Annotated in this window: 20 protein-coding genes; 18 read left to right on the top strand and 2 right to left on the bottom strand. The window is 56.0% G+C overall.

What is annotated here, in order from left to right; all coding sequences use genetic code 11:
* The first annotated feature begins 70 nt into the window (after nucleotides 1-70).
* The 18 genes from DXA43_RS00830 to ligA all read left to right on the top strand — a co-directional run bounded on the left by DXA43_RS00830 (nucleotide 71) and on the right by ligA (nucleotide 19,947).
* Nucleotides 71-271 carry a hypothetical protein gene (locus tag DXA43_RS00830; protein ID WP_035136858.1) on the top strand — a complete coding sequence of 67 codons (201 nt, stop codon included), beginning with the start codon at nucleotides 71-73 and terminating at the stop codon, nucleotides 269-271.
* A 135-nt stretch (nucleotides 272-406) separates the two neighbouring features.
* Complete coding sequence (locus DXA43_RS00825; protein ID WP_117805988.1) at nucleotides 407-2,356, top strand: NAD(P)/FAD-dependent oxidoreductase; 1,950 nt, start codon at nucleotides 407-409, stop codon at nucleotides 2,354-2,356.
* Nucleotides 2,357-2,894: 538 nt separating this feature from the next.
* Nucleotides 2,895-3,518: a VanZ family protein gene (locus DXA43_RS00820; RefSeq protein WP_025580950.1), complete on the top strand. Its 624-nt coding sequence runs from the start codon at nucleotides 2,895-2,897 to the stop codon at nucleotides 3,516-3,518.
* A 574-nt stretch (nucleotides 3,519-4,092) separates the two neighbouring features.
* Complete coding sequence (locus DXA43_RS00815) at nucleotides 4,093-4,350, top strand: sugar ABC transporter permease (RefSeq protein ID WP_071441246.1); 258 nt, start codon at nucleotides 4,093-4,095, stop codon at nucleotides 4,348-4,350.
* 563 nt (nucleotides 4,351-4,913) lie between these two features.
* Complete coding sequence (locus DXA43_RS00810; protein ID WP_015554803.1) at nucleotides 4,914-5,345, top strand: sigma-70 family RNA polymerase sigma factor; 432 nt, start codon at nucleotides 4,914-4,916, stop codon at nucleotides 5,343-5,345.
* 6 nt (nucleotides 5,346-5,351) lie between these two features.
* Nucleotides 5,352-5,594 (top strand): helix-turn-helix domain-containing protein, encoded by a 243-nt coding sequence (locus DXA43_RS00805; protein ID WP_004611627.1) that lies wholly within the window; start codon nucleotides 5,352-5,354, stop codon nucleotides 5,592-5,594.
* A gap of 433 nt (nucleotides 5,595-6,027) precedes the next feature.
* Nucleotides 6,028-6,231 carry an excisionase gene (locus tag DXA43_RS00795; protein ID WP_009296579.1) on the top strand — a complete coding sequence of 68 codons (204 nt, stop codon included), beginning with the start codon at nucleotides 6,028-6,030 and terminating at the stop codon, nucleotides 6,229-6,231.
* 79 nt (nucleotides 6,232-6,310) lie between these two features.
* A complete protein-coding gene (locus tag DXA43_RS00790) occupies nucleotides 6,311-7,588 on the top strand; it encodes a tyrosine-type recombinase/integrase (RefSeq protein WP_071441245.1) in 1,278 nt (425 codons plus the stop codon).
* 169 nt (nucleotides 7,589-7,757) lie between these two features.
* Nucleotides 7,758-9,008: an ATP-binding protein gene (locus DXA43_RS00785; protein ID WP_370448002.1), complete on the top strand. Its 1,251-nt coding sequence runs from the start codon at nucleotides 7,758-7,760 to the stop codon at nucleotides 9,006-9,008.
* Between the two features lie 539 nt (nucleotides 9,009-9,547).
* Nucleotides 9,548-10,240, top strand: a complete 693-nt coding sequence (locus DXA43_RS00780; protein ID WP_117634203.1) for a GntR family transcriptional regulator — start codon at nucleotides 9,548-9,550, stop codon at nucleotides 10,238-10,240.
* Nucleotides 10,241-10,365: 125 nt separating this feature from the next.
* Nucleotides 10,366-11,388, top strand: a complete 1,023-nt coding sequence (locus DXA43_RS00775) for a LacI family DNA-binding transcriptional regulator (protein ID WP_158564917.1) — start codon at nucleotides 10,366-10,368, stop codon at nucleotides 11,386-11,388.
* 134 nt (nucleotides 11,389-11,522) lie between these two features.
* A complete protein-coding gene (locus DXA43_RS00770) occupies nucleotides 11,523-12,860 on the top strand; it encodes a glutamine synthetase family protein (protein WP_117805985.1) in 1,338 nt (445 codons plus the stop codon).
* Nucleotides 12,861-12,910: 50 nt separating this feature from the next.
* On the top strand, nucleotides 12,911-13,573 hold the full coding sequence (locus DXA43_RS00765; protein ID WP_089573201.1) for a response regulator transcription factor: 663 nt from the start codon (nucleotides 12,911-12,913) through the stop codon (nucleotides 13,571-13,573).
* A gap of 184 nt (nucleotides 13,574-13,757) precedes the next feature.
* The gene (locus DXA43_RS00760) at nucleotides 13,758-14,885 is read left to right on the top strand and encodes a hypothetical protein (RefSeq protein WP_117583360.1); all 1,128 of its coding nucleotides are present in this window, start codon (nucleotides 13,758-13,760) and stop codon (nucleotides 14,883-14,885) included.
* 8 nt (nucleotides 14,886-14,893) lie between these two features.
* Complete coding sequence (locus tag DXA43_RS00755; RefSeq protein WP_117648531.1) at nucleotides 14,894-15,250, top strand: hypothetical protein; 357 nt, start codon at nucleotides 14,894-14,896, stop codon at nucleotides 15,248-15,250.
* 3 nt (nucleotides 15,251-15,253) lie between these two features.
* On the top strand, nucleotides 15,254-15,838 hold the full coding sequence (locus DXA43_RS00750; RefSeq protein ID WP_117628960.1) for a hypothetical protein: 585 nt from the start codon (nucleotides 15,254-15,256) through the stop codon (nucleotides 15,836-15,838).
* 172 nt (nucleotides 15,839-16,010) lie between these two features.
* Nucleotides 16,011-17,471 (top strand): S1C family serine protease, encoded by a 1,461-nt coding sequence (locus DXA43_RS00745; protein ID WP_117805984.1) that lies wholly within the window; start codon nucleotides 16,011-16,013, stop codon nucleotides 17,469-17,471.
* Between the two features lie 247 nt (nucleotides 17,472-17,718).
* On the top strand, nucleotides 17,719-19,947 hold the full coding sequence (ligA, locus tag DXA43_RS00740; protein ID WP_117805983.1) for an NAD-dependent DNA ligase LigA: 2,229 nt from the start codon (nucleotides 17,719-17,721) through the stop codon (nucleotides 19,945-19,947).
* Between the two features lie 170 nt (nucleotides 19,948-20,117).
* Here the strand turns inward: ligA and DXA43_RS00735 are convergent, their stop codons facing one another.
* Both DXA43_RS00735 and DXA43_RS00730 read right to left on the bottom strand, forming a co-directional pair.
* The gene (locus tag DXA43_RS00735) at nucleotides 20,118-20,954 is read right to left on the bottom strand and encodes a MerR family transcriptional regulator (RefSeq protein WP_233539991.1); all 837 of its coding nucleotides are present in this window, start codon (nucleotides 20,952-20,954) and stop codon (nucleotides 20,118-20,120) included.
* Nucleotides 20,955-21,018: 64 nt separating this feature from the next.
* Entirely contained in the window at nucleotides 21,019-22,365 is a 1,347-nt protein-coding gene (locus DXA43_RS00730) for an MATE family efflux transporter (protein WP_117805981.1), read from the bottom strand.
* Between the last annotated feature and the right edge of the window lie 190 nt (nucleotides 22,366-22,555).

The following is a 22,555-nucleotide window of genomic DNA, read 5'->3' as shown; positions in this document are numbered from 1 at the left end:
TATACCTGTCCCTTTTTGGCAGGTGGAGAATGGGGTAAAGTAAGTGGTGGTTAACTAGAGGAGGCTTGCTATGGCACCTATCGATATTGTTGTACTGGCTGTTATCGGCATTGCGTTTGTCGCCGTGTGCGTGCGCATTTATCGCAAGGGCACCTGCGCCGACTGCGCTCAAGGTGGCGTTTGCACAGGACATTGCTCCAACAAAAAGACCTGCGCCGCACTTAAGGGCGTAGACAAAATCGCCGAAGACTTGGGCCGCGGTATCAAATAAGGTGAACGGGGACGTCTCTGTTTCTCCTTTTGACGAGTGCCGTGCAATCTGCGATCTGTCGGGTGCTGCGCAGTTACTGCTACGATAGGTACGTCAGTAACTGCCGCCGAGCGGCTCAATCGAAAGGAAACCTGCATGGAGTCCTCCGCCTACCCGATGCTCTTTAGCCCGATCAAGGTCGGTACGACCGAGGTCAAGAACCGCGTCTTTATGCCGCCGGTATCTACCAACCTGGCCGATCATGGCTATGTGACCGACGACTTGGTCGATCATTACCGTGCCCGCGCCAAGGGCGGCGTGGGCCTCATCATCACCGAGGTCGTGACGGTCGAGCCCACCTATACCTATCTGCCGGGTGACATGTGCTGCTACGACGACACGTTTATCCCCGGCTGGGAAAAGCTCGCCGCGGCCGTCCACGAGTACGGCTGCAAGATCATGCCGCAGCTCTTCCACCCCGCCTACATGGCCTTTAACATTCCGGGCACGCCTCGCCTGATCGCTCCGTCCTTTGTGGGCCCGTCTTACGCCCGCGAGGCACCGCGCCCCATCACGGTCGACGAGATCCACGAGCTCACGCACCAGTTTGGCGACGCCGCCGTGCGTATGCAAAAGGCTGGCGTCGATGGCGTCGAGGTCCACGCGGCGCACGCCCACGGCATGCTCGGCGGCTTTTTGACCCCGCTCTACAACAAGCGCACCGACGAGTACGGCGGCTCGCTCGACGCTCGCATGCGCTTTTTGCTCGAGGTCATCGCCGAGATTCGCGAGCGCTGCGGCAAGGACTTTATCATCGACGTCCGCATCTCGGGTGACGAGTACACCGATGGTGGCCTGACCCTCAACGACATGATCTACGTCTCGCGTCGCCTGGAGAAGGCCGGCGTCGACATGATTCACGTGTCGGGCGGCACCACCATCAAGCGCGGCTCTGCGATTCCCGCCGCCGGCACGCAGCAGGCCTCGCACGCCGCCTGCTCGCGCGAGATCAAAAAGCACGTCAACATTCCCGTCGCCACCGTCGGACGTATCAACGAGGCTTGGATCGCCGAGGAGCTGATCGAGGACGGTGCTGCCGATATCTGCATGATGGGTCGCGCCAATCTGTGTGATGCCGAGTTCTGCAACAAAGCCGCTGCCGGCAACGCCGACGACATCCGCCCCTGCATTGGCTGTCTGCGCTGCCTGAACGGCATTATGTTTGGCAAGCGCATCTCCTGCACCGTCAACCCGGACGTGGAGCGCGATGAGGCCGGCTACGAGCCTGCCGCCGAGGCCAAGAACGTACTGGTTGTGGGCGCTGGTCCTGCGGGCATGGAGGCAGCCTACATTGCCGCCAAGCGCGGTCACAATGTGGTGCTCGTGGATAAACAGGACGAACCGGGCGGCGAGATGCGCATCGCGGCCGTTCCGCCGGCAAAGCAGGAACTCACCCGCGTGATCAAGTACCAGTATCGCCGTCTTGCTAAGGCGGGCGTGAAGTGCGTCTTTGGTACCGAGCTTTCGGCCGAGGACATTCAGCGTGACTACGCGGGCTACGAGGTTGTCCTGGCTTATGGCGCCGAGCCCATCGCCCCGGCCTTCATGCAGGGATTTAAGCAGGTCATGACGGCCGACGACCTGCTGGGTGGCAAGGCCTTCCCGGGCAAGAAGATTGTCATCGTGGGCGGCGGCACCGTCGGTTGCGAGACGGCCGACTACCTGGCCCCACTGGTCAACGATCTGTCGCCGGCCAATCGCGACGTCACCGTTATCGAGATGACCAAGACGCTCGCCGCCAACGAGGGTGGTGCCGGTCGCGCGGTGCTCATCACGCGCATGCTCTCCAAGGGCGTCCACGTGCTGACCGAGGCCAAGGTGACCGAGATCACCGAGGATGCCATCAGCTACGAGAAGGATGGCGAGGCCCACACCATCGCCGATGCCGATACGCTGGTGCTCGCCATGGGCTATCGTCCCAATACCAAGCTGGCCGACGACCTTGCCGCTGCCGGTGTTGCCACCCACGTGCTGGGCGATGCCAACAAGTGCGGCAACATCCGCGATGCCATCGGCGATGGCTACAAGGTTGCCTGCGAGCTCTAGTCAACCCCTTGTTGCGTGGGGGCAGGTTACTTTGCACCAACTTGGTGCATGTAAATCTGGCCCCATTGCACCATTGCGGCTTCATGGAGTAGCGCCCGTACGCATCGAATTTCTCCTCTCATAGATGTGCGGCACAAAGAGCCCCGAGTTCATACGAGCTCGGGGCTCTTTTCGTTTGGATTGCAGGCGTATTGACAGACGAAAACAGTCTGTGTCCGGTATTGAGCCATACGAAAGCGAAATTATGCGTCTTAATTCCGTACGCAAATAAAGACGAAAACCGTTTGCGTCTTTGATAAATCAGTACGCAAACGGTTTCGTCTTATAATACGGTTATGAATGGTACGAAACGAGAGGGTTGTGCATATGGTTGTTGTCCAAAATGTAAAAGTGAATGTCTAATCGACATTGAACAATTAGACTTACGATTAGCATTATGGGAATACCGTCGTTACTAATGACAGTATTCTGTTTGCTTTATGAGAAAATGCTCAATGCTGGAATGGGCAATAAATTTGAATTTGACAAGGAGATAATAATGATACCAATTTCTGATATTCTCATCCGCTCAATTAGTGGGTATGTGTTTATGGTTCCAGTCTTCGTACTGTATTTCTTGTGGCTCAAAAAATTGGGGAGAACACAAAGTTTTCTCCATACCGCTGCAGTGTTTGTTTTTGGTTATTATTTATTCGGACTTTTGACCGTCACAGGCATCGGCTTTACAAGCACAATGACCTTTCGCCCGAACATTTCTTGGACTCCATTTATCGGTATGATAACTGGGCCAATTGATACCATTCTGAATATTATTCTGTTTGTCCCGTTGGGATTTTTCCTGCCGCTGCTGTACAAGAAATATCATCACATGAAGACGGTTGCATTGACTGGCTTTCTGTTTTCTTTGGCTGTTGAAATTGTCCAGATGTTTGGCTGGGGTTCTTCCGACATCAATGACTTGATGACAAATACCGCTGGAGCCTGTATTGGATTTTTAGTTTATTGTCTGCTGTCAAGAATCTTGCCTGCCAATCTGAAAAAGCAACTTCAATCCAGCCGTGTCAATGCTGTGGCTGAAGTACTTCTCTTTGCTATTTGCACATTTGCCATTATGGTCACGGCTCAGACTTGGTTTGTCCATGATGTGCTGAATGTTCCATAAATTGTATCGGAAACAATCGGTCTCAGATATAAAAAAATAGTGTCTTCTGTTTGACACACCTGCAGACCGATTTTTCCGTATTGAACTTAGTCGCGTCAACGAAGCCACTACCTATGGAATTTCAATCTTTTCCTTCCTGTTATGCTTGGACAGATTGAATAATTCTCTTTGTGTTATATCTATTATTTTTAGGTAATAGTCCACAACGGCTTCTAACATGAAGGTACAAAAAATAAAAGTTGATCCTCAATCAACCCTATTATTGTACTCTTCAATTCATACTTTTCGATCTCAATGGTAGTATGGTTAGATAGACATCTGTTGCCGCTATCCCTTGGTAAGTTACCCGTTCAGCTTACCTACAAATTTAGAATACAATAAATGGCATCATTTGAACAGACTATATTTTTGGGATGAACTGTTCTACTATGAGAGCTTCGGTCTGTTTGCTGTGCTGATTCTGGTACAGTTGGCGGCCACCGGCGCAGCAGCGTTCCGCTTTTACTACAAACAAAGAAAAGGCTGAATAGAAAATAGGTATCATCAATCAAAAATATCATTGGAGGTATAACTTATGGAAAAAGAAACAATGGGAACTGTAATTTCAGTTATAAAACAATGGTGGTTAAAAGTGAATCGTAAACCTGCCCGCGTTCATGCGATGGATGGCGCAGCCTTTCCGCATACTATCAAGGTCAAATATACGATAGACGGCAAAGATTACATCTGCCGAAAATGGATTGGCGCAGGAAACAAAGTCCCTGACAAGGGAACAACGATTAAAGTTATCTATTGTGAAGATAAGCCATCGAAAGCAAGAATTGAACTCTAATTCAAATTGAATGACTAACATGGTATGTTTTGTGGCCTTTGCGGCATGAAACATACCTGCATATTCAAACATCTGCCTCCACAGCGGGGAAAAGAAAAAAACCGCTGACGGGCAGAGGATTTCGTGCGCTTTCCTGTATCACTGACGGATACGGCGGTTTTGAGTAGATCAAGGCCGCCGTTTCTTTTTGCTTCGACGACCCCTGCACCGTGTTCTGGCATGGCGGCTTTAGGAGGGAGCCGCCATGCAACGAAAACTACTTCGACAAATTCCGACAGGGGTTAGCCTGTCAAAAAAAGCCGTCCCCCGGCAGCGGGGACAAGCGGCTGTGCGTATGTACTATACTATGTAGGAAAAGAACATATTGCTTTTTGTTTCGCCCAGCGGGTCTTTGATCTGCCGGGCGAATTTTGTTATTTCCTGCGGTCTGCTATCCGGCGCAAAAAGAAATTTCAAAAAAGTGAAAAAAGGAGGCGTTTAGCGGGCAGCCAGAGAGATTCCATTCGCTCTATTGGCGGAAAGGGAGAGAACCACCACATCCCCCATAGAAAGGGGGTGAGAAGATGGAAGCGATCCCCCGCAAATACGGTGAATGGGGCCAGTTTGACCGCTACTGCAAGCTGGTTCTGTACCATGAGGCGATAGATTATCTGCGGGAAATGAAGTGCCGCCGCGACCGTGAAGTGTCGCTGGACGCTCTTTCCCCGGCTGATTGGGACAAGCTCTCGACCGTAGATCGGTATTCCTGCGACAGCTTTACATTCAGTTCGCATGGCTATGACCTACATATCGACAACGAGCTTGTGGCCGAAGCGTTTGCCAGCCTGCCAAAAGACGAGCAGAGTATTTTGATTCTCCGCTTTGTTCTGGATTTGACTGACGAAGAAATTGGCCGCCTGATGGGAATGTCCCGCAGCGCAGTACAGCGCCACAGGACAAGCACCTTAAAAGACCTGCGTGTAAAATTGATGGCGTTCATGCCGGAGGGAGGTTAAACGCGGATGAAGCAATCCAGTTACAAGGGCAAAAGCCCTCTGCCTGATTTTGTGATCGACGCGGCCTGCGCCGGTAACGCCGAAGCCGTGGAGCGTGTCTTGCAGCATTATGACGGCTATATCAATAAGCTGTGTACCCGGACGCTCTATGACGGCAGCGGTCAGCCTCATATCTGCATTGACGAGTATATGAAGCGCCGATTGCAAATCAAGCTGATCCATTCCATCGTTAGTCCCATTGGCGACTGACGGTTAAGGCCCCGGCCATAGACAGGCGGCTTTCCCTTTCCCCGCCTGCCTGTTTTCCCGGCGGCCCCTTTGCTCCTTGACAAATACGCCCGCAGGACAATGGCGGCGCGTCATAGGGCAGACGGATACATTCTGTCTGCGCCGAGCCGGGCGGCAGGTGCGCCAAGAGGTTTTCCCTCATTGGGATAAGCGGAGCGATTTTACCGGGCCGTAAAGCAGGTGTGGCAGCCTGCGGGCGACGACGCGCAGACAGGACAATGATACTCCCTTGCCGTCGTAGTCCGAGCGTTTGAAGCGTCGCAGGCAACGAGCAGGGCCGCGTGAGAACCACGCAGGGGTGAGATTCCCGTGGAGCTGTGCCAGCAGCCGTCCGTTACTTTCTGCCCACTTTCACAACAATAACCTTTGTTTTGAAAAGAAAGGGGGCCATGTTATGAGTAATAACGATGTGCCTATTTGGGAAAAATACACGCTCACCATTGAGGAAGCGTCTAAATATTTTCGGATCGGGGAAAACAAACTGCGTCGGCTTGCCGAGGAAAACCCCACCGCTGGCTGGGTGATCCTGAACGGCAACCGCATCCAGATCAAACGGAAGCAGTTTGAAAAAATTATTGATTCCCTTGACACAATATAGTGAAAAAGGGCCTTGCTCGTGTTATAATAGGTTATAAGCGTGTCAAGGCTCTTTCCGTCATGGAAAGGAGCATGACGAAATGCCAAGAAAAGAACGAGATGAAAAAAGACGGGACAACAAAGGCCGCCTTTTGAAGTCTGGAGAGAGCCAGCGATCAGATGGAAGATACGCTTACAAATACATTGACACCTTTGGAGAAACCCAGTTTGTTTACTCATGGAAGTTAGTACCTACCGACAAAGTACCTGCCGGGAAACGGCCCTGTCTTTCCCTGCGCGAGAAGATCAAGCAGATACAGAAAGACCTTGACGACGGGATAGACACCATCGGCAAGAAAATGACCGTGTGCCAGCTTTATGAAAAGTACACCCGGCAGCGCGGGAATGTGCGGAAAGGAACCCAAAAGAGCCGCCAGCAGTTAATGAAACTTCTGTCCGAAGATAAGCTGGGCGCGGCCAGCATTGACAGCGTGAAGCTGTCCGACGCAAAAGAATGGGCCTTGCGTATGCAGGAAAAGGGCGTTGCCTACAACACCATCTGCAACAGCAAGCGTTCCTTAAAAGCCATCTTTTATATGGCCGTACAGGACGATTGCCTCCGCAAGAATCCTTTTGACTTCCAGATCAATGAGGTTATCAACGACGATACCGTACCAAAGGTGCCGCTTACCCCTACACAGGAAAACGAGCTTTTGGACTTCATGCAGAACGATCCTGTCTATGCCAAGTATTATGACGAGGTGGTGATCCTGCTGGAAACCGGGCTTCGTATTTCCGAACTCTGCGGCCTGACGCCAGCCGACCTGAATTTTGAGAAGCGCTTTGTGAATGTAGACCACCAGCTTTTGAGAAGCACCGAGGACGGCTACTATATCGAAGCGCCAAAAACAGAAAGCGGATTCCGTCAAGTGCCGATGAGCGCAGCCGCCTATGAAGCGTTTGAGCGCGTGTTGAAGAAGCGCAGGGACGGCAGGTGCATTAAGGTTGATGGTTATAAGGACTTCCTGTTCCTGAACCGGGATGGCCTGCCCAAAACCGCCGTCAACTATGACGCCATGTTCAAGTGCCTTGCCAAGAAGTACAACAAGTGCCACAAGGAGCCGCTGCCCGATGTGATGACGCCGCACACCATGCGGCATACATTCTGTACCAGAATGGCAAACGCGGGCATGAACCCCAAAGCATTGCAGTACATCATGGGACACGCCAACATTGTAATGACGCTGAACTATTACGCCCACGCTACTTTCCATTCCGCACAGGAGGAAATGGAACGGCTGCAAGCCAAGGCAAAAACCACCACAGAGGCCAAGCCGGAAACTGCGGCGGAAAACGCCGAGGAAACCAAGGCGGCATAAGTAGTACGCAGAATTTACTACTACTTTTACTACTTTTGAGAGTGAAAACATGAGGGGTAATAAAAAGATTTGTGAAGTTCTTCCGATATGAAAAGTGCCGGAAAAGCCCGAAGTAACGGGCTATACCGGCATATAAGAACATCTAAAGAGATAATTAGAAATCTATTAAATTATTAGTATTAACCCTACAGTCGAATACAAGGAAAGCGTTACGCCGACGTTTCTTAAAACGGTGAGCGCCTATGCAAACTACGGGACGGGCAAGATTGAGTTTGGCGTTGATGACGAGGGCGTGGCTGTCGGCCTTGCAGATCCGGTCGCAGAGTGTCTCCGCATCGAGAACATGATTAATGACAGCTTGGATCCCGCTCCCCGTTACACGCTCGAGCGCGATGAGAAACACGGGACCGTAATCCTTACGGTTTATGAGGGCCAGGACAAACCCTATCGAAGCAAGGGAAAGGCCTACAGGCGAAACGATTCGGCAACGGTGGAGGTCGACCGGTTTGAGTATGGCAGGCTGACGCTCGAAGGCAGCAACGTAACGTTCGACGCGCTCACGTCGGCTCGCCAGGACTTGAGTTTTCACACGCTCGAGCATAAGTGTGTTGAACATCTCGGCATTTCCGAGCTAACGCCGGATATTATGCGCACGCTTCGCTTGCTCGGCAAAGATGGCTATACCAACGCTGCGGCGATTTTGGCGGATAAGAATGATTCTCCGGGCATCGACTGCGTCCGTTTTGGCGATACCGAGGATGTGATCTTGGACCGTGAGACGACGACAAATGTATCCGCAATTGAGCAGGTGGACAGGGCGGTGGCTATGTTTGCACGCTACTACCGTTTTGAGCGTATCGAAGGGATGGAGCGCGTCCAAACCGATCGAATTTCTCTTGAGGCATTCCGCGAAGCTGTTGCAAACGCTTTGGTGCATCGGACGTGGGACGTTCGAGCGAATGTTCAAATTGCCTTGTACGACGATCGTGTTGTTGTGACTTCGCCCGGATCACTGCCCGCCGGTTTGACGACGGAACAATACCTGTATGGGCAGATATCCGTGCTCAGAAACCCAATTGTCGCCGAGGTCTTTTTAAAGCTGGATTACATCGAGAAATTTGGCACGGGAATCGCGCGCATTAGACGTGCCTATCGCGATTCGATCAATCAACCAATTTTTGATGTTCGCGGCGGCATGGTGGCCGTCACATTGCCCGCTACCGATGCCTTTGAAGGGTCCGAGGAAGAGATCCAGGTTCTCAATGCCTTGTCGGGCGGGCGAATTATGTCGCGAAGCGAGATTGAAAAACAGACGGGGCTGAGCCGCATGCGGACGTTGGCGGCACTCGAATCTCTGCTTGAACGGAATGCAATCGTAAGGCAGGGAACCGGGCGGGCCACGAAATACGAGCGCTCATAGTCCAAAAGAGCCATGGTACAAGACGGACCCCAAGCCAGCGTTGGCTTGGGGTCCGTTATATCCCGGATGGTAACGGGCCGATTATTGTCAAGTTATAGCAAAGTATAGCGACGTACAGCAAAGTATAGTGAAATATAGCAAGCCGTATAGCGCGCCTTGACTATCAACCCTTGATTATCACCGTCCGTATTTCACAGCAACTTATAACAGGCTCGGGGTGCCAATTTGGGGTGCGGTAGTACTGCGTCACGAAAAGGGCCTATCTACTACGTTTAAGCCGCAGGGGTCAACCATAGTCGGCTTTTTCGAAAATCGACAAGCTGTCTACCTGCGGTTTTATTTTCACGGTTTTCGGTATGGCCGAGGCTATCCGTGTTAACGTAGTAGATGGGCCACTTTTGTGGCAAGGGGGCCGATCTGCGGGCCAGGGTAGCTAAAAGAGCCCCGTCCCAAAAAGACTGATTGGGAGCTGGGGTGTGTCGATGCGATAGTATTACGTGGTGGAATTCGACAAACCGTGGGCTTCATCCGAGGGCTTTATGGAACAACACCAGCATTATCAGAGCCTGCAAGATCAGGCATACAACGCACTGCGCTCCAAGATTATCTATGCCGAGCTCAAGCCCGGCACGCGCCTTTCGGCGATTGGTCTGGAAAAGGAGACGGGGATCGGGCGCACGCCAATTCGCGAGTCCTTTGTGCGCCTGCGCGAGCAAGAGCTGGTGGAAACGCGTCCCAAGAGCGGCACCTACGTCTCTAAGATCAGCATGGAACACGCCGAGAATGCCTGTTTCTTGCGCGAGAAACTCGAAAGAAGCGTACTCATTAAATGTTGTCCGGCTGCCACGTCCGAGCAAAAGCATCGGCTCGAGCAGATTCTTGCCGAGTCCGAGTCGCTCGACCATAGCGAGACGCGTCGCTTTTTCGACTTGGATAACCTGTTTCATGAGACGTGTTTTGAGATTGCCGGTCGTCACATGCTGTGGGATTGGATGAAGAGCGTCAACACGCATTTTGAGCGATACAACTGGTTGCGTATGGTGTCGCAGGATCTGGATTGGGAGCCGATTCGTCGACAACATCGTCGGATTCTCGAGGCCATTAAGAGGGGCGATACCGACACGGCGAGCTATCTGGCCGAGACGCACTTGCACCTGATGCCCGAGGAGCAGGGCCCGGTTATCGCCTTGCATCCCGACTATTTCGAGCTGTCCAAAGACTCGTCTATCTAGCCCATCACCGCATCTGCTCGAGACGCAAAAACGATCCTGCTCACCTACAACGTTTTGCAAGCGAGATTTTTAAAAAAATGCCTAAAATGGCTCAGACTGCCGACAATTGGGAAACGGGGTGCGCTATGGCGCAGATGAGAATCAAGGACATTGCCGCCGAGGCGGGCGTGAGCCCGGCCACGGTCTCGCGCTATCTCAACAACCGCCCCGGGCAGATGACCGAGGAAACCCGTGCCCGCATCGCTGAGGTCATTGAGCGCACCGGCTATCGTCCGCGTGCCGCCGCGCGCAATCTGCGCAGTTCGCGCACCAATCTCATCGGCGTGATCCTGGCCGACATCGCCAATCCGTTCTCCAGCGCCATGCTCGAAGGGCTTTCCGCCAGTGCCGCCGCGCGCGGCTGCTCGCTTATGACGGCCATTAGCGGCAATGACCCCGCCAAGGAAGCAGAGTCGCTCACTAGACTTATCGATGCCGGCGTGGACGGCCTGGTCGTCAACACCTGCGGCGGCAACGACGAGGCAATCGTCGCGGCAGCGGGACGCCTGCCCGTTGTGCTGCTCGACCGCGATGTTGCCGCCGGCGGTGTCGATTTGGTGACCTCTAACAACCGCGAGCTGGTTGCCGGCCTGGTAGACGCCTTGGCCGCTGCTGGCAGCGAGCGCCTGTGCCTGCTCACCGAGGCAAGCGATGACAGCCCCGTGCGTCGCGAGCGCGCCGAGGGCTTTGCCGACGAGCTTTCGCGCCGCGGCCTTGCGGGTGAGGTCGTCACCCTGGCCGGTGGTGGCGTCGAGGGTGTCAGTCGCCTGGACGAGACCATCCGCGGCTATGCGGGTAAAAAGCTCGGCCTCATTGCCGTCAACGGCCTGGTCTTTCTGCGTCTGACCGAGGCGCTGGCCCAGCTCGGCCCCTCGTTGCCGGCTGGTCTCAAGATTGCGACGTTTGACGATTACCCCTGGAACCACGTCCTCTTTGGCGGTGTGACCACGGCAGCGCAGGACACTCTTACCATTGCCGAGCGCGTAGTCGAGCGCCTGTCCGAGCGCATCGACGTCGTTACCACTACGGTGGGCGATGCCGCAAGGCTAGCTCCCAAGCGCATCGTGATCCCCGGCCACATCGAACACCGCGCCTCGACCTCGCGCTAGCCGCTCGTTCGCAACGGCCTGCTCGCGCACGTTTTTTGAGCGCTTGATACGCTTTAACCCTGCGGAAACATTTTTCTGCGATAGTATCTGCGGTATAGACCAGTCGAAACCCGCCCGAAAGAAAGGGGAGCGACATGAACCAGCAGAACATCGATTACGTACTCCGCTCCGTAGAACAGCGTGACATCCGCTTTGTGCGTCTGTGGTTTGTCGACATTCTCGGCCGCCTCAAAAACTTTGCCATTAGCCCCGAGGACCTCGAGGTCGCATTTGAGGAGGGCATTGGCTTTGACGGCTCGGCCATCGAGGGCTTTGCCACGCCCGAGGAAGCCGACATGCTGGCGTTCCCTGATGCCTCGACCTTCCAGATTTTGCCGTGGCGTCCGAGCCACAACGGCGTCGCCCGTGTGTTCTGCGACGTGTGCACTCCCGATCGCGAGCCCTTCGCCGGCGACCCGCGCGCTGCGCTGCGCCGCATGTTCCATAAGGCCGAGAAGGCCGGCTACCTGCTCAACGTTGGTGCCGAGCTGGAGTACTACTATTTCCCCGACGAGCGCACGCCCGAGCCGCTCGACAACGTGGGCTACTTCGATCTTTCGGTGAGCGACGCCGCGCGCGACCTGCGCCGCAACACGGTCCTTACGCTCGAGAAGATGTCCGTGCCCGTGGAGTACACCTTCCACGCCGCCGGTCGCTCGCAGCACGGCATGAGCCTGCGCCACGCCGAGGCCCTGAGCATGTCCGACGCCATTACCACGGCCAAGCTCATCATTAAACAGCAAGCTTACGAGAGCGGTTGCCACGCCTCCTTTATGCCCAAGCCGTTGGCGGGCGAGGACGGCAGCGCCATGTTTTTGCATCAGTCGCTGTTCGGCCACGACGGCAACAACGTCTTTTGGGGCGAGGCCGACGAGAGGTACCATCTCTCCGACGTCGCCAAGCACTACATGGCCGGTATCTTGGCGCACGCGCGCGAGATCAGCGCCATCACCAACCCCACCGTCAACTCGTACAAGCGCATCACCACGGGCGGCGACTCCGTGCCGCAGTACGCTACGTGGGGCCTGCGCAACCGCGCGAGCATGGTCCGCATCCCGGTCTACAAGCCCGGCAAGCAGCTGTCCACGCGCATCGAGCTGCGCAGTCCCGATCCCATGGCCAATCCGTACCTGGTCAACGCCGTCACGCTGGCGGCTGGTCTGGACGGCATCGAGCGCAAGCTGGAGCTCCCGCCCGAGGCCACGGCCGAGACGCTCAAGCTCAACGATCGTCAGATGCTCGAGGCCGGTTACACGCCGCTGCCGCGCTCGCTCAAAGAGGCGCTCGACGTGTTCGAGGACTCGCAGTTTATGAAGGATGCCCTTGGCGAGCACATCCACAGCTTCTTCCTCAAAAAGAAGCGTGACGAGTGGCATAAGTTTGAGTCTACGATCACCGAGTGGGAGATCAAGCACTACCTGGCGAACTCCTAATCGCGCTGGCTTGTTCCAGTACGATTGAGCTCATTTCTTTGGAGGCCGATATGTCCGATAAGAGTGCCCTGTTCATGGCGCGCACGACGCGCTTCCACGAGTTTGCCCGCAGCCTGACGACCACCCTGGGTGTCGAGGTGAGCCTGGCAACCCCCGATTCGCCGACTGCGGCGCACGACTTTGACCTGCTGATCCTTGATTCCGATGGCATTCGCAGCGATCGCATCGATCAGATTGCCAAGTGGCTTGACGATCGCGGCGGCGTCCCCATGTTGGTGATCGTCGACGATGAGGCGCTCGGCACCTTGCGCCTGCCCAATCACGCGCATGCCGACTTTGTGTGCCCCACGGCGACGCCCAACGAGCTTAAGGCTCGCGCGCAGCGTCTGATGGGCGAGGAGGAGACCGTTACCGCCGACGATGTGCTCAACATCGATAACCTCGAGATCAACCTGGCCACCTACCAGGTGACGCTCGATAACGAGCCCATCGACCTGACGCTGATGGAGTACTCGCTGCTGAGCTTTTTGGCGACGCATCCCAACCGTGCCTACAGCCGCGAGGTGCTGCTGCACCGCGTGTGGGGCTTTGAGTACTGCGGCGGCACGCGCACCGTCGACGTGCACATCCGACGCATCCGCTCTAAGGTGGGCCCGCAGATCGCGGCACACATCACCACCGTCCGCGGCGTGGGCTATCTGTTTAAGGACTAGCAAGTAAATAGAGGGCAATGTGAGGGTACCGGAGATTTCACCAGTACCCTTTTCTCGTTTAGGGCGAAAAGAAGACCTTTCACCGATTAAAAGTGTGTCAGTAAAAACAATATCAAACGTATAACACTATCTAGCAAATATCATCTAGTTACCGTATCTCCCTACTACACGGATGGAGGAAGAAATGCGTTATTCGAGAAAGGTGATTGTCGGATTCATAGTGTTGCTTGCCGCCCTGATGTCTCCAAGGTTGGTTTTTGGAGACGACGACTTGGTCCGTGTCACACCGCAAATAGCTGTGGAGCAAGCGCAGGCTTTCTTTGATGATGTATCGGATGAGCCGGTGACCGCTTGTGACCCAGTAAAAATGGTGAATTCCGATGGGGAATCAATCGGGTATATCGTTCGTGCGAAGCGGGATGACGTTAACTATGGCTACGTCGTATTTGATTCAGAGCGATCTTGGTGGATCAGCGAATACTGCTTGGCTCCGAACGCTCTTTTACCTATCGAGAGTGCAAGCGAAGAAATTGCACTCCTCGCATCCTCGGATAACGTCGTTGCGTTAAAGATTGACGAGCTAACTGTTGGCGTTGCCGACTTAGATAAAAACATTGTTTTAGACGCAAGTGGAAAAAAAGTACCAAATAAATTGTCCTCGGGAGGCAATCGCAGCGGATCGCCGGAACATTTCGATGACGTTTTTGTATCTGCCAAGGATTTGTATAAACAGGGATATGTTGTTGATGCGAGCAAAACGGTTTCGGGAATAATAACGCCAACGCAAACAGAAGTTATCAAAGAAACGGGGACTTATGCTTGCGCTGTTTCGGCAATGTTTGCAGTTAGCAGTCACTATGTGACTTTGAACCGCCTTAAATTGTCCGATTTATACTCGGAGCTTTGGAGGCTGTCGGGGACATGGGAAGAAGAAGAAAAGAAATATGATCAAGCGACTGGTCTGTACTTTACTCAAGGCAAGACTTCTCCTGACAAACCCGCTCCGGCCTTAAAGGAGTTTTGTGCAAGACGAGGCAAGGAGCTTGAGACGTCATTCGTTTGGTATCCGTCATGGGATTCCTTTAGGGTGAATACCGACTCGGGGAATCTGAGTATTTTCTCTGGAAGGCTCCGGTCAAATGGCAGCGGGCACGCAATGGCAGTTGTGGGCTACGTGGCAATGCATAACACATACTCGAATGCCAAGAAGTACCTGCTTGTTGTTTGGAATGGATGGACAAACCAGCTACAGTTTCTTCCATATGACGTATCAATTTACACGTCTCACGATGGCACATATTGCAAGGGTTGATTGTACTCATGAACGGCGACAAGTTCATTCGAAGGGCAATGCTCCTATTGGTGCTTTCCTTTGCTTTGCTCACCGCAGCGAGCTTCTTTCTGTTAAGAGCGACTAATGGGGGAGAAAACGACACGGTTGTTGCAGTCGAGGTGCGCGCTCTATCGGATGTTCATAACGGGCAATTTGAGGCGCTTATGCCAAGTGGTTGCCGTAAGAGAATCGATATGCGCCGTAAGTCAAGTTCCGGATATGTCTCAGGGTTGAAAGCAGGTGATAAATGGATTCTAGTTTTTGTGGAAGATAAGGAACTTGACGGGACTGTTCTGTATCCCCATTCAGCTGAGAAAGTCAAATCAAGTAGACAAGGGGAATGAAGAATGATTGATAGAAAGCAGTTCTTAGGTCTGATGGCGGGGGCTCCTATTTTGATGCGAGCCGGGATGGCAGAAGCCGTGGAGTTGCCGGACGCTCAGAAGCGATTGACGCTCGTGGTCGACACGGTGGTCAGAGATGAAAATGGCAATGAAAAAACGCGAACAAGAAGCAGAGAGACTATTTTCACGCCAGAGAGCAAAACTGTGTCTGCCGACGCTATGGCCGGTGATGTCATAACAATCCAGAGGGAATCAGATGAAACGTTGCCGCTGCTTGCCAAGATTGAGCTCACAGTCGCTTATTATAACGATAAAACAGAAATTGAGATTCGTTCCGGAAAGTACTCGATAGTCCAAATCGATCCGCTTGTGATGTATGCAAACGCTTGGTATGCGCTCATGCAGAAAGATAAATATGTGATGAACTACTTCGCAGAAGGCGAAGCATCATATGAAACGGGGTGGGGGCCAACGCCATACGACGCGGAGAAGGATAAGTGGACGTGCGGATCGGGTATGGGCGCGACGATTACAGACTTCATTAACGATTCAACATATAGCTTTGCTATCGACTGTTATATCGAATAGACATGACGGCATAAAACGAATTGGCCTATAAGCATGTCATTACTTAAGCAAAGCTGAAATCTTGGCATCTAGTGCTCGGGACTGCCCAGCTTGGGGTACAACTCAACGTGAACAATGATGGCCCGCCACATGTTTGGCGGGCCTTTGGTTATTTGACGAAAGGATCGCAGCTATGAGCGAGAACGATTCCCAGCGTCCCCAGGATGCGGGCAACGCCGGCGAGACCCAGCAGCAGCCGCGTGTGCAGGTGGAGTCGACGCCTGCCGACAGCAACATTCCCTACGTGCAGGCATACGACACGCAGACCGGCAAGCCGCTGGGCGGCCAACAGGTTGTAAACAAGCACACGGTGGTCAAGACCAAGACCAAAAAGCTGCCGATCTTTATTACAGCGCTTGCCGGTTGTGCCTGCGGCGCCCTGCTGGTCATTGCGCTCATTATGAGTGGCACGCTCAACATTGGCGGCGGGAAGAATGCCGTGACGGCGGGTGCTTCGGGTTCTTCGACGCAAAAGATTACGATCGACTCCGAGGACACCACGCTGGCGGAGGCCGTCTCTGCCAAGGCGTTGCCCTCCGTGGTTTCCATTACCGCCACTTCGAGCGGCAGCCAGAATGGCTCGCTTTCGCAGTCTGCCGACGAGTCGGATGGCTCGGGCAGCGTCGGTTCGGGCGTTGTGCTCGATACCGAGGGCCACATCCTCACCAACAACCACGTGGTCGATGGCTATGACCAGTACGTGGTGACCATGGATGACGGCACCACCTACGAGGCCGAGTTCGTGGGCAACGACGCTTCGAGCGACCTGGCCGTCATCAAGCTCAAGGACGCAGACGCCTCCAAGCTCACGCCGATTGAGATCGGTGATTCCTCCAAGCTCAACGTGGGCGAGTGGGTCATGGCGATCGGCTCGCCGTTCGGCAACGAGCAGTCTGTCTCCACGGGTATCGTCTCGGCGCTCTATCGCTCCACGGCCATGAGCTCTGCCAACGGTAACACCATCTATGCCAACATGATCCAGACCGATGCCGCCATCAACCCGGGCAACTCCGGCGGCGCGCTCGTTAACGATAACGGCGAGCTTGTGGGTATCAACTCGCTCATCGAGAGCTACTCGGGCTCCAGCTCGGGCGTGGGCTTTGCTATTCCCGTTAACTACGCCAAGAACATTGCCGACCAGATCATCGACGGCAAGACGCCGGTGCATCCGTACATGGGCGCTACGCTTTCGAGCGTCAATGCGCTCAACGCCCGCACCAACAAGCTGAGCACCGATAGCGGCGCGTACGTGGCGAGCGTCGTTGAGGATGGTCCTGCTGCCAAGGCCGGCATTCAGGAGGGCGATGTCATCACCAAGCTGGGCGACGACGAGATCACGAGCGCCGATGGCCTGATCATCGCACTGCGCAGCCACGAGGTGGGCGAGAAGGTCGAAATCACGCTCATGCGCGGCAAGGAAGAGAAGAAGGTCACTGTCGAGCTGGGCTCCGACGAGGAGCTGCAGAACCAGCAGCAGGACGACAGCTCGACCGACACCGGCAACGGCGGTATTACCGACGAACAGCTGCGCCAGTACCTGGAGGAGCTGCTAGGCCAGCAGGGCCAGGGGCAAGGCCACGGCCAGGGCTACTAACGAGCCGTTTCGCACATATCGAGGCCAGGGGGCTGTCCCATCAACGTGGGACAGCCCTTTTTTTCTTATTGATCCGTTGGGGACGGAGGAAAACGGATCATTTAGAGCTGATAAGAGCATGGTTTAATCGCGCGACCCACCCCAGTCTGGCGGCTGCCGATTCGGTGCGGTTTGAGACCGCTATTCGGCCCCGTTGCGACCGGTGGTACTCTAGTGTCCGTTTGAAATCGAGCGAAGGAGTACCGCTATGGAGCAATCGAGCCTGTTTGGTGACGGTGTGGATATCGATACCGAAACGCCCACGACCGCGGATGCCGCCGCACTGACCGATGCTCGTGCCCAGGCGGCAGCGCGCGCGGCCGAGCTGCGCCACGAGCTCGATTACCACGCCTACCGTTACTACATGCTTGATGCGCCCGAGATCACGGACGCCGCCTTTGACAAAATGCTCGTTGAGCTGCAGGAGATCGAGGCGGCCTATCCTGACCTGGTGACGCCCGACAGCTATACCCAGCGCGTGGGCGGCTACGTGAGCGAGCAGTTTACGCCGGTCACGCATATGGCGCGCATGTATTCCATGGACGATGCCATGGACCTGGACGAGCTCGACGCGTGGCTCCAGCGCACTGAGGATGCGCTCGGTGCCGGCAGCGTCACCTATACCTGCGAGCTCAAGATCGACGGTCTGGGCGTGGCGCTTACCTACCAAAACGGCACCTTCGTACGTGCGGCCACACGTGGCGATGGCACCACGGGCGAGGACGTATCGCTTAACGTCCGTACCATCAAGGATGTGCCCATGCACCTGTCCGAGCCGGCGCTTGCTCATATGGGCGCCGACCGCGAGCGTACCATCGAAGTACGCGGCGAGGTCTATATGCCCAAAGGCAGCTTTGTTCGTCTGAATGAAGAGGCCGATGCCGAGGGCCGCGACCCCTTCGCCAACCCGCGCAACGCCGCCGCCGGATCGTTGCGCCAGAAGGATCCCAAGGTCACGGCGCGCCGCGACCTGGCCACCTTTATCTACGCCATTGCCGATACCGATCCGCTGCACGTCCACAGCCAGCGTGAGTTCCTCGACTGGCTGCGCAGCGCCGGTTTTAGCGTCAACCCCAACGTGGCCCGCTGCGCCACGCCGGCCGAGGTCCACGAGTTCTGTGCCCAGGCCCTCGAGCATCGCGGCGACTTGGACTACGACATCGACGGCGTGGTCGTAAAGGTCGACAGCTTCCAGCAGCAGCTCGACCTGGGCTTTACTGCTCGCGCACCGCGCTGGGCCATTGCCTTTAAGTTCCCGCCCGAGGAAAAGCAGACCGTCCTACGCGAAATTCGCATCCAGGTGGGCCGCACCGGTGTGCTCACGCCGGTCGCCGAGTTCGACCCGGTGACGGTTGCCGGCTCCACCATCGCGCGCGCCACGCTGCACAACATCGACGAGATCCGTCGTAAAAACGTGCGCGAGGGCGATACCATCATCGTGCACAAGGCGGGTGACGTGATTCCCGAGGTCGTGGGGCCGGTGCTCGACAAGCGCCCGGCCGATTCGGTCGACTGGCACATGCCCGAGGTCTGCCCCGTGTGCGGTAGCCCCGTGGTCCACGAGGACGGCGAGGTGGCATACCGCTGCGTGTCCATCGACTGCCCCGCGCAGCTCAAGGAGCGCCTGCTCCACTGGGTGAGCCGCGGCTGTATGGACGTCGATGGCCTAGGCGACGAGCTCGTCGACAAGATGATCGCCGCCGGGCTGATTCACGACGTCGCGGACTTCTACCAGCTCACGGTGGACGACATCGCCGGACTGGACACGGGCCGCACCTATGCCAGCTCCAACAGCAAAAAGGGCGTCAAGAAGGGCGACCCCATCCCGGTGGGACTCAAGACGGCCGAGAAAATCATCGCCGAGCTCAACAAGTCCAAGAGCCAGCCACTCGGTCGCGTGCTGTTTGCCCTGGGTATCCGCCACGTGGGCAAGAGTGTGGGCGAGGTCATCGCCGAGCGATTTCTGTCGATCGACAAGCTCATCTTGGCGAGCGAAGAGGACATCGCCGAGTGCGAGGGCATCGGTCCCAAGATTGCGGCGAGCGTCAAGCAGTTCCTGGCCGTGCCCGAAAACCTTGCCGTGCTGGAGCGCCTGCGCCAGGCGGGCCTGTCGCTCGAGGTCGACTTGGGCGCCGCGCATGCACAAGCCGCAGCCGACGCGGGCGTGGCGGGCGAGCTCGCCGATGCACAACCGCTCGCGGGTCTGACCTTCGTGCTCACCGGCACGCTCGTCAACCGCACCCGCGACGAGGCGGGCGCGGCGCTCAAGGTGCTCGGCGCCAAGGTTTCGGGCAGTGTTTCAAAGAAGACGAGCTATCTGATCGCCGGCCCCAAAGCAGGCTCCAAGCTCACCAAGGCCGAGCAGCTGGGTGTGCCCGTGTTGGATGAGGACACACTCGAGCAGATCTTGGCTACTGGCGAGGTGCCGGAGGCGTAATGGATATCGAGAATCGCAATTGCTCGCAGGCGGAAGGGCGCGCGAGGCATTCCCAAGTGCAGGCAAAAGAGCGCTTAATGATGCGAATTTGCGTTGCCGAGCGCGAGCGCGCGGCGGGTGCATCTCGCGATGCCTTTGAGGCGTTGACCGAGTTAGAGGCGAGGCTCGGTCTAGCCTAGAGAGACCGGCACCGTGATCTGCGTCACGTAGGTTGCTGGGTCGTCGCTGATGATGTCGTCGATGAGGGCGATCTCGCGTGAGGGACCGGCGGGTGTCAGGCCGTGCTCGCGCATATAGCCGAGCGGCTGCTCGTAGCGTGGGGCTGCTTGCCCGTGCGTGCCGCGGAAGCTTATGGTCAGGCAGCGCGCGGCAGGTCGCGTCTCAACATCGCCCAAGTAATCATCGGTGTCATCGAGCAGCAGAAAGACCTCGTCGTAGCCATCAAAATCGCCGGCGGCGAGGCGTTCGGGCGCGATGCCCACACCCAGATTGCCCAGATAGGCAAAGGTTTCGTGCTGCCCCTGCTGAAGCTGGCGGATATGCCATCCCAGCGAATAGGCGTCGGTGGGATTGACGCGCTCGTGCAGCGTGGCGCAGCGAAGTTCGGGTTCCTCGATTTCGCTAATGGTGTCGAGATCAGCATTCAAAGCGCCATGAAGCAAGGCAAGTCGCTGGTCAATCTTGCGCGACATGCGCTCCAGCTCACGCCGCCTGTGCTCAATTAACTCCTGTTGCTTGGTCAGTTGCCGTTGCATCAAATCCATATCGCGCGTAGTGACAAACTCGCGAATCTGGGTCAGCGGCAGGTCGAGAACGCGCAGGTTGCCGATGGTGTTGAGGGTGGAGAGCTGCCGCGATCCGTAGTAGCGGTACCCACTCGCCGGATTGACATATGCCGGCTCCAATAGCCCCATCTGTTCGTAATGGCGCAGTGTGCCCACGCTCAAATTGAGCAGGCGCGCCACCTCGCCAATGCAGAGCAGGCCCTCGGTGTGTTCGCTTGGCATGTCGGTCACAGGACCGCTCCTTTCGGTAAAAACAGGGGAGGAGCGCCAGGCTCGCGTTGCCCCGCTACGCCACCAGCTTGTCAAAAGTTCCGCGGCGGTTGAGCACGGTAAACGCGACAACGCAAATGACCGCCGACAAAATCGATCCGCACGGCGAGGCGATGCCCATGGGAAACAACGTGTCGGAATAGGCGTTCGACAGCAGCCATGCACCGGGTACGCGAATGAGTACCACAGCCAGCACGTTGTGCGCAAAGCCGATGTAGCTCTTGCCATATGCAGCGAAAAAGCCGCTAAAGCAAATGTGGATGCCGGCAAAAATCGCGTCGAGAATATAACTGTGCATATAGCCAGTACCGGCGGCGACCACCGCGGCGTCTTTGGCAAAAAAGCCGATAAACGCTGGTGCCACCAGCCACATGAGCACCGTGACCAGGCAGCCGTACACCACCGAGATGGTCATGGCGTCCTTGAGCACCTGACGCGCGCGGTCGCCCTTGCCCGCACCGGCGTTTTGCGCCGTGAGCGCGCTGACGGTAGCGCCCATGGAACTCGGCACAATGAACAAAAAGCTGATCATCTTCTCGACTAGGCCCACGGCGGCGGCGTCGACCAGGCCGCGGTGGTTGGCGATGACGGTGATGAACATAAACGCCACCTGGATGCAGCCGTCCTGCACGGCCACGGGCACGCCGATCTTAAGAATGCTACCGAGCACCTCGGGCTGGGGGCGCAGGTCGCTGCGCTTAACGTGGATGTTCGTGCGACGGCTTTTGAGCCACACGAGCGCGAGGGCAACGCTGGCCGTCTGTGCGATGACCGTGCCGAGTGCGGCGCCCACGGGGCCGAGCCCCATGTGGCCGATAAACAGAAAATCAAGCGCGATGTTGATGATGCACGCCACGCCGATCACGTACATGGGCGAGCGCGAATCGCCCAGCCCGCGAAAGATGGCCGAGAGGATGTTGTACGCGGCGATAAAGGGAATGCCGATAAAGCAAATGCGCAGGTAGGCGGCGGTGCCTTCGACCGCCTCGGCCGGCGTGCCAATGAGCGCCACGATCTGCGGGCACAGTGCGAGCAAGACAGCGGCCAGCACCACCGAGACACCCATAAAGAGCGTGATGGTGTTGCCGATGGCGGCCTCGGCGCGGTCGAAGCGGCGCGAGCCCACGGCGTGGCCGACGATGACCGTCGTTCCCATGGCCAGACCCACGAGCGTCACAGTGATGATATAGAGCGTCTGCGCGCCATTGCCCACGGCGGTGATGCCGGCGGCGCCGCTAAACTGCCCCATCATGTACAGGTCGGCCATGCCGTAGAGCATCTGCAAAAAGTACGAGAGCATATAAGGCAGGGCAAAGACCGCGATGGTCTTGAGGACGTTGCCGCGTGTGAGGTCGTGTTCCATGGGCGGGGCTTTCTGGCTGGGTTCGTTTTGCTACCAGTGTAGTGAAAACCCTGCAACGATTGTAGAGTCAAGGTTTATGTTGGCAGCGGGGCGAAAAAAGTCGCGCTCGCGTTCATTTCCAATTGAATACAGAGATGCACCTTGCGAGCTTAGCGCCTGCACTAGCCTTGCAGAAATCGATTTCGGAACA

It is taken from the genome of Collinsella sp. OF02-10, from assembly GCF_003463445.1.
Taxonomy (GTDB): domain Bacteria; phylum Actinomycetota; class Coriobacteriia; order Coriobacteriales; family Coriobacteriaceae; genus Collinsella.
Note: the sequence above shows the minus strand (reverse complement) of the source record. Positions and strands in the feature narration are given on the sequence as shown.

Bases quoted from the DNA above. Each gene is read 5' to 3' on its own strand.
- DXA43_RS00830 (WP_035136858.1), top strand. From the start codon at position 71: ATGGCACCTATCGATATTGTTGTACTGGCTGTTATCGGCATTGCGTTT.
- DXA43_RS00735 (WP_233539991.1), bottom strand. From the start codon at position 20,954: ATGCCAAGCGAACACACCGAGGGCCTGCTCTGCATTGGCGAGGTGGCG.
- DXA43_RS00745 (WP_117805984.1), top strand. From the start codon at position 16,011: ATGAGCGAGAACGATTCCCAGCGTCCCCAGGATGCGGGCAACGCCGGC.
- DXA43_RS00795 (WP_009296579.1), top strand. From the start codon at position 6,028: ATGAGTAATAACGATGTGCCTATTTGGGAAAAATACACGCTCACCATT.
- DXA43_RS00820 (WP_025580950.1), top strand. From the start codon at position 2,895: ATGATACCAATTTCTGATATTCTCATCCGCTCAATTAGTGGGTATGTG.
- DXA43_RS00780 (WP_117634203.1), top strand. From the start codon at position 9,548: ATGGAACAACACCAGCATTATCAGAGCCTGCAAGATCAGGCATACAAC.
- DXA43_RS00790 (WP_071441245.1), top strand. From the start codon at position 6,311: ATGCCAAGAAAAGAACGAGATGAAAAAAGACGGGACAACAAAGGCCGC.
- DXA43_RS00775 (WP_158564917.1), top strand. From the start codon at position 10,366: ATGGCGCAGATGAGAATCAAGGACATTGCCGCCGAGGCGGGCGTGAGC.
- DXA43_RS00770 (WP_117805985.1), top strand. From the start codon at position 11,523: ATGAACCAGCAGAACATCGATTACGTACTCCGCTCCGTAGAACAGCGT.
- DXA43_RS00765 (WP_089573201.1), top strand. From the start codon at position 12,911: ATGTCCGATAAGAGTGCCCTGTTCATGGCGCGCACGACGCGCTTCCAC.
- DXA43_RS00760 (WP_117583360.1), top strand. From the start codon at position 13,758: ATGCGTTATTCGAGAAAGGTGATTGTCGGATTCATAGTGTTGCTTGCC.
- ligA (WP_117805983.1), top strand. From the start codon at position 17,719: ATGGAGCAATCGAGCCTGTTTGGTGACGGTGTGGATATCGATACCGAA.
- DXA43_RS00805 (WP_004611627.1), top strand. From the start codon at position 5,352: ATGAAGCAATCCAGTTACAAGGGCAAAAGCCCTCTGCCTGATTTTGTG.
- DXA43_RS00750 (WP_117628960.1), top strand. From the start codon at position 15,254: ATGATTGATAGAAAGCAGTTCTTAGGTCTGATGGCGGGGGCTCCTATT.
- DXA43_RS00730 (WP_117805981.1), bottom strand. From the start codon at position 22,365: ATGGAACACGACCTCACACGCGGCAACGTCCTCAAGACCATCGCGGTC.
- DXA43_RS00825 (WP_117805988.1), top strand. From the start codon at position 407: ATGGAGTCCTCCGCCTACCCGATGCTCTTTAGCCCGATCAAGGTCGGT.
- DXA43_RS00755 (WP_117648531.1), top strand. From the start codon at position 14,894: ATGAACGGCGACAAGTTCATTCGAAGGGCAATGCTCCTATTGGTGCTT.
- DXA43_RS00815 (WP_071441246.1), top strand. From the start codon at position 4,093: ATGGAAAAAGAAACAATGGGAACTGTAATTTCAGTTATAAAACAATGG.
- DXA43_RS00810 (WP_015554803.1), top strand. From the start codon at position 4,914: ATGGAAGCGATCCCCCGCAAATACGGTGAATGGGGCCAGTTTGACCGC.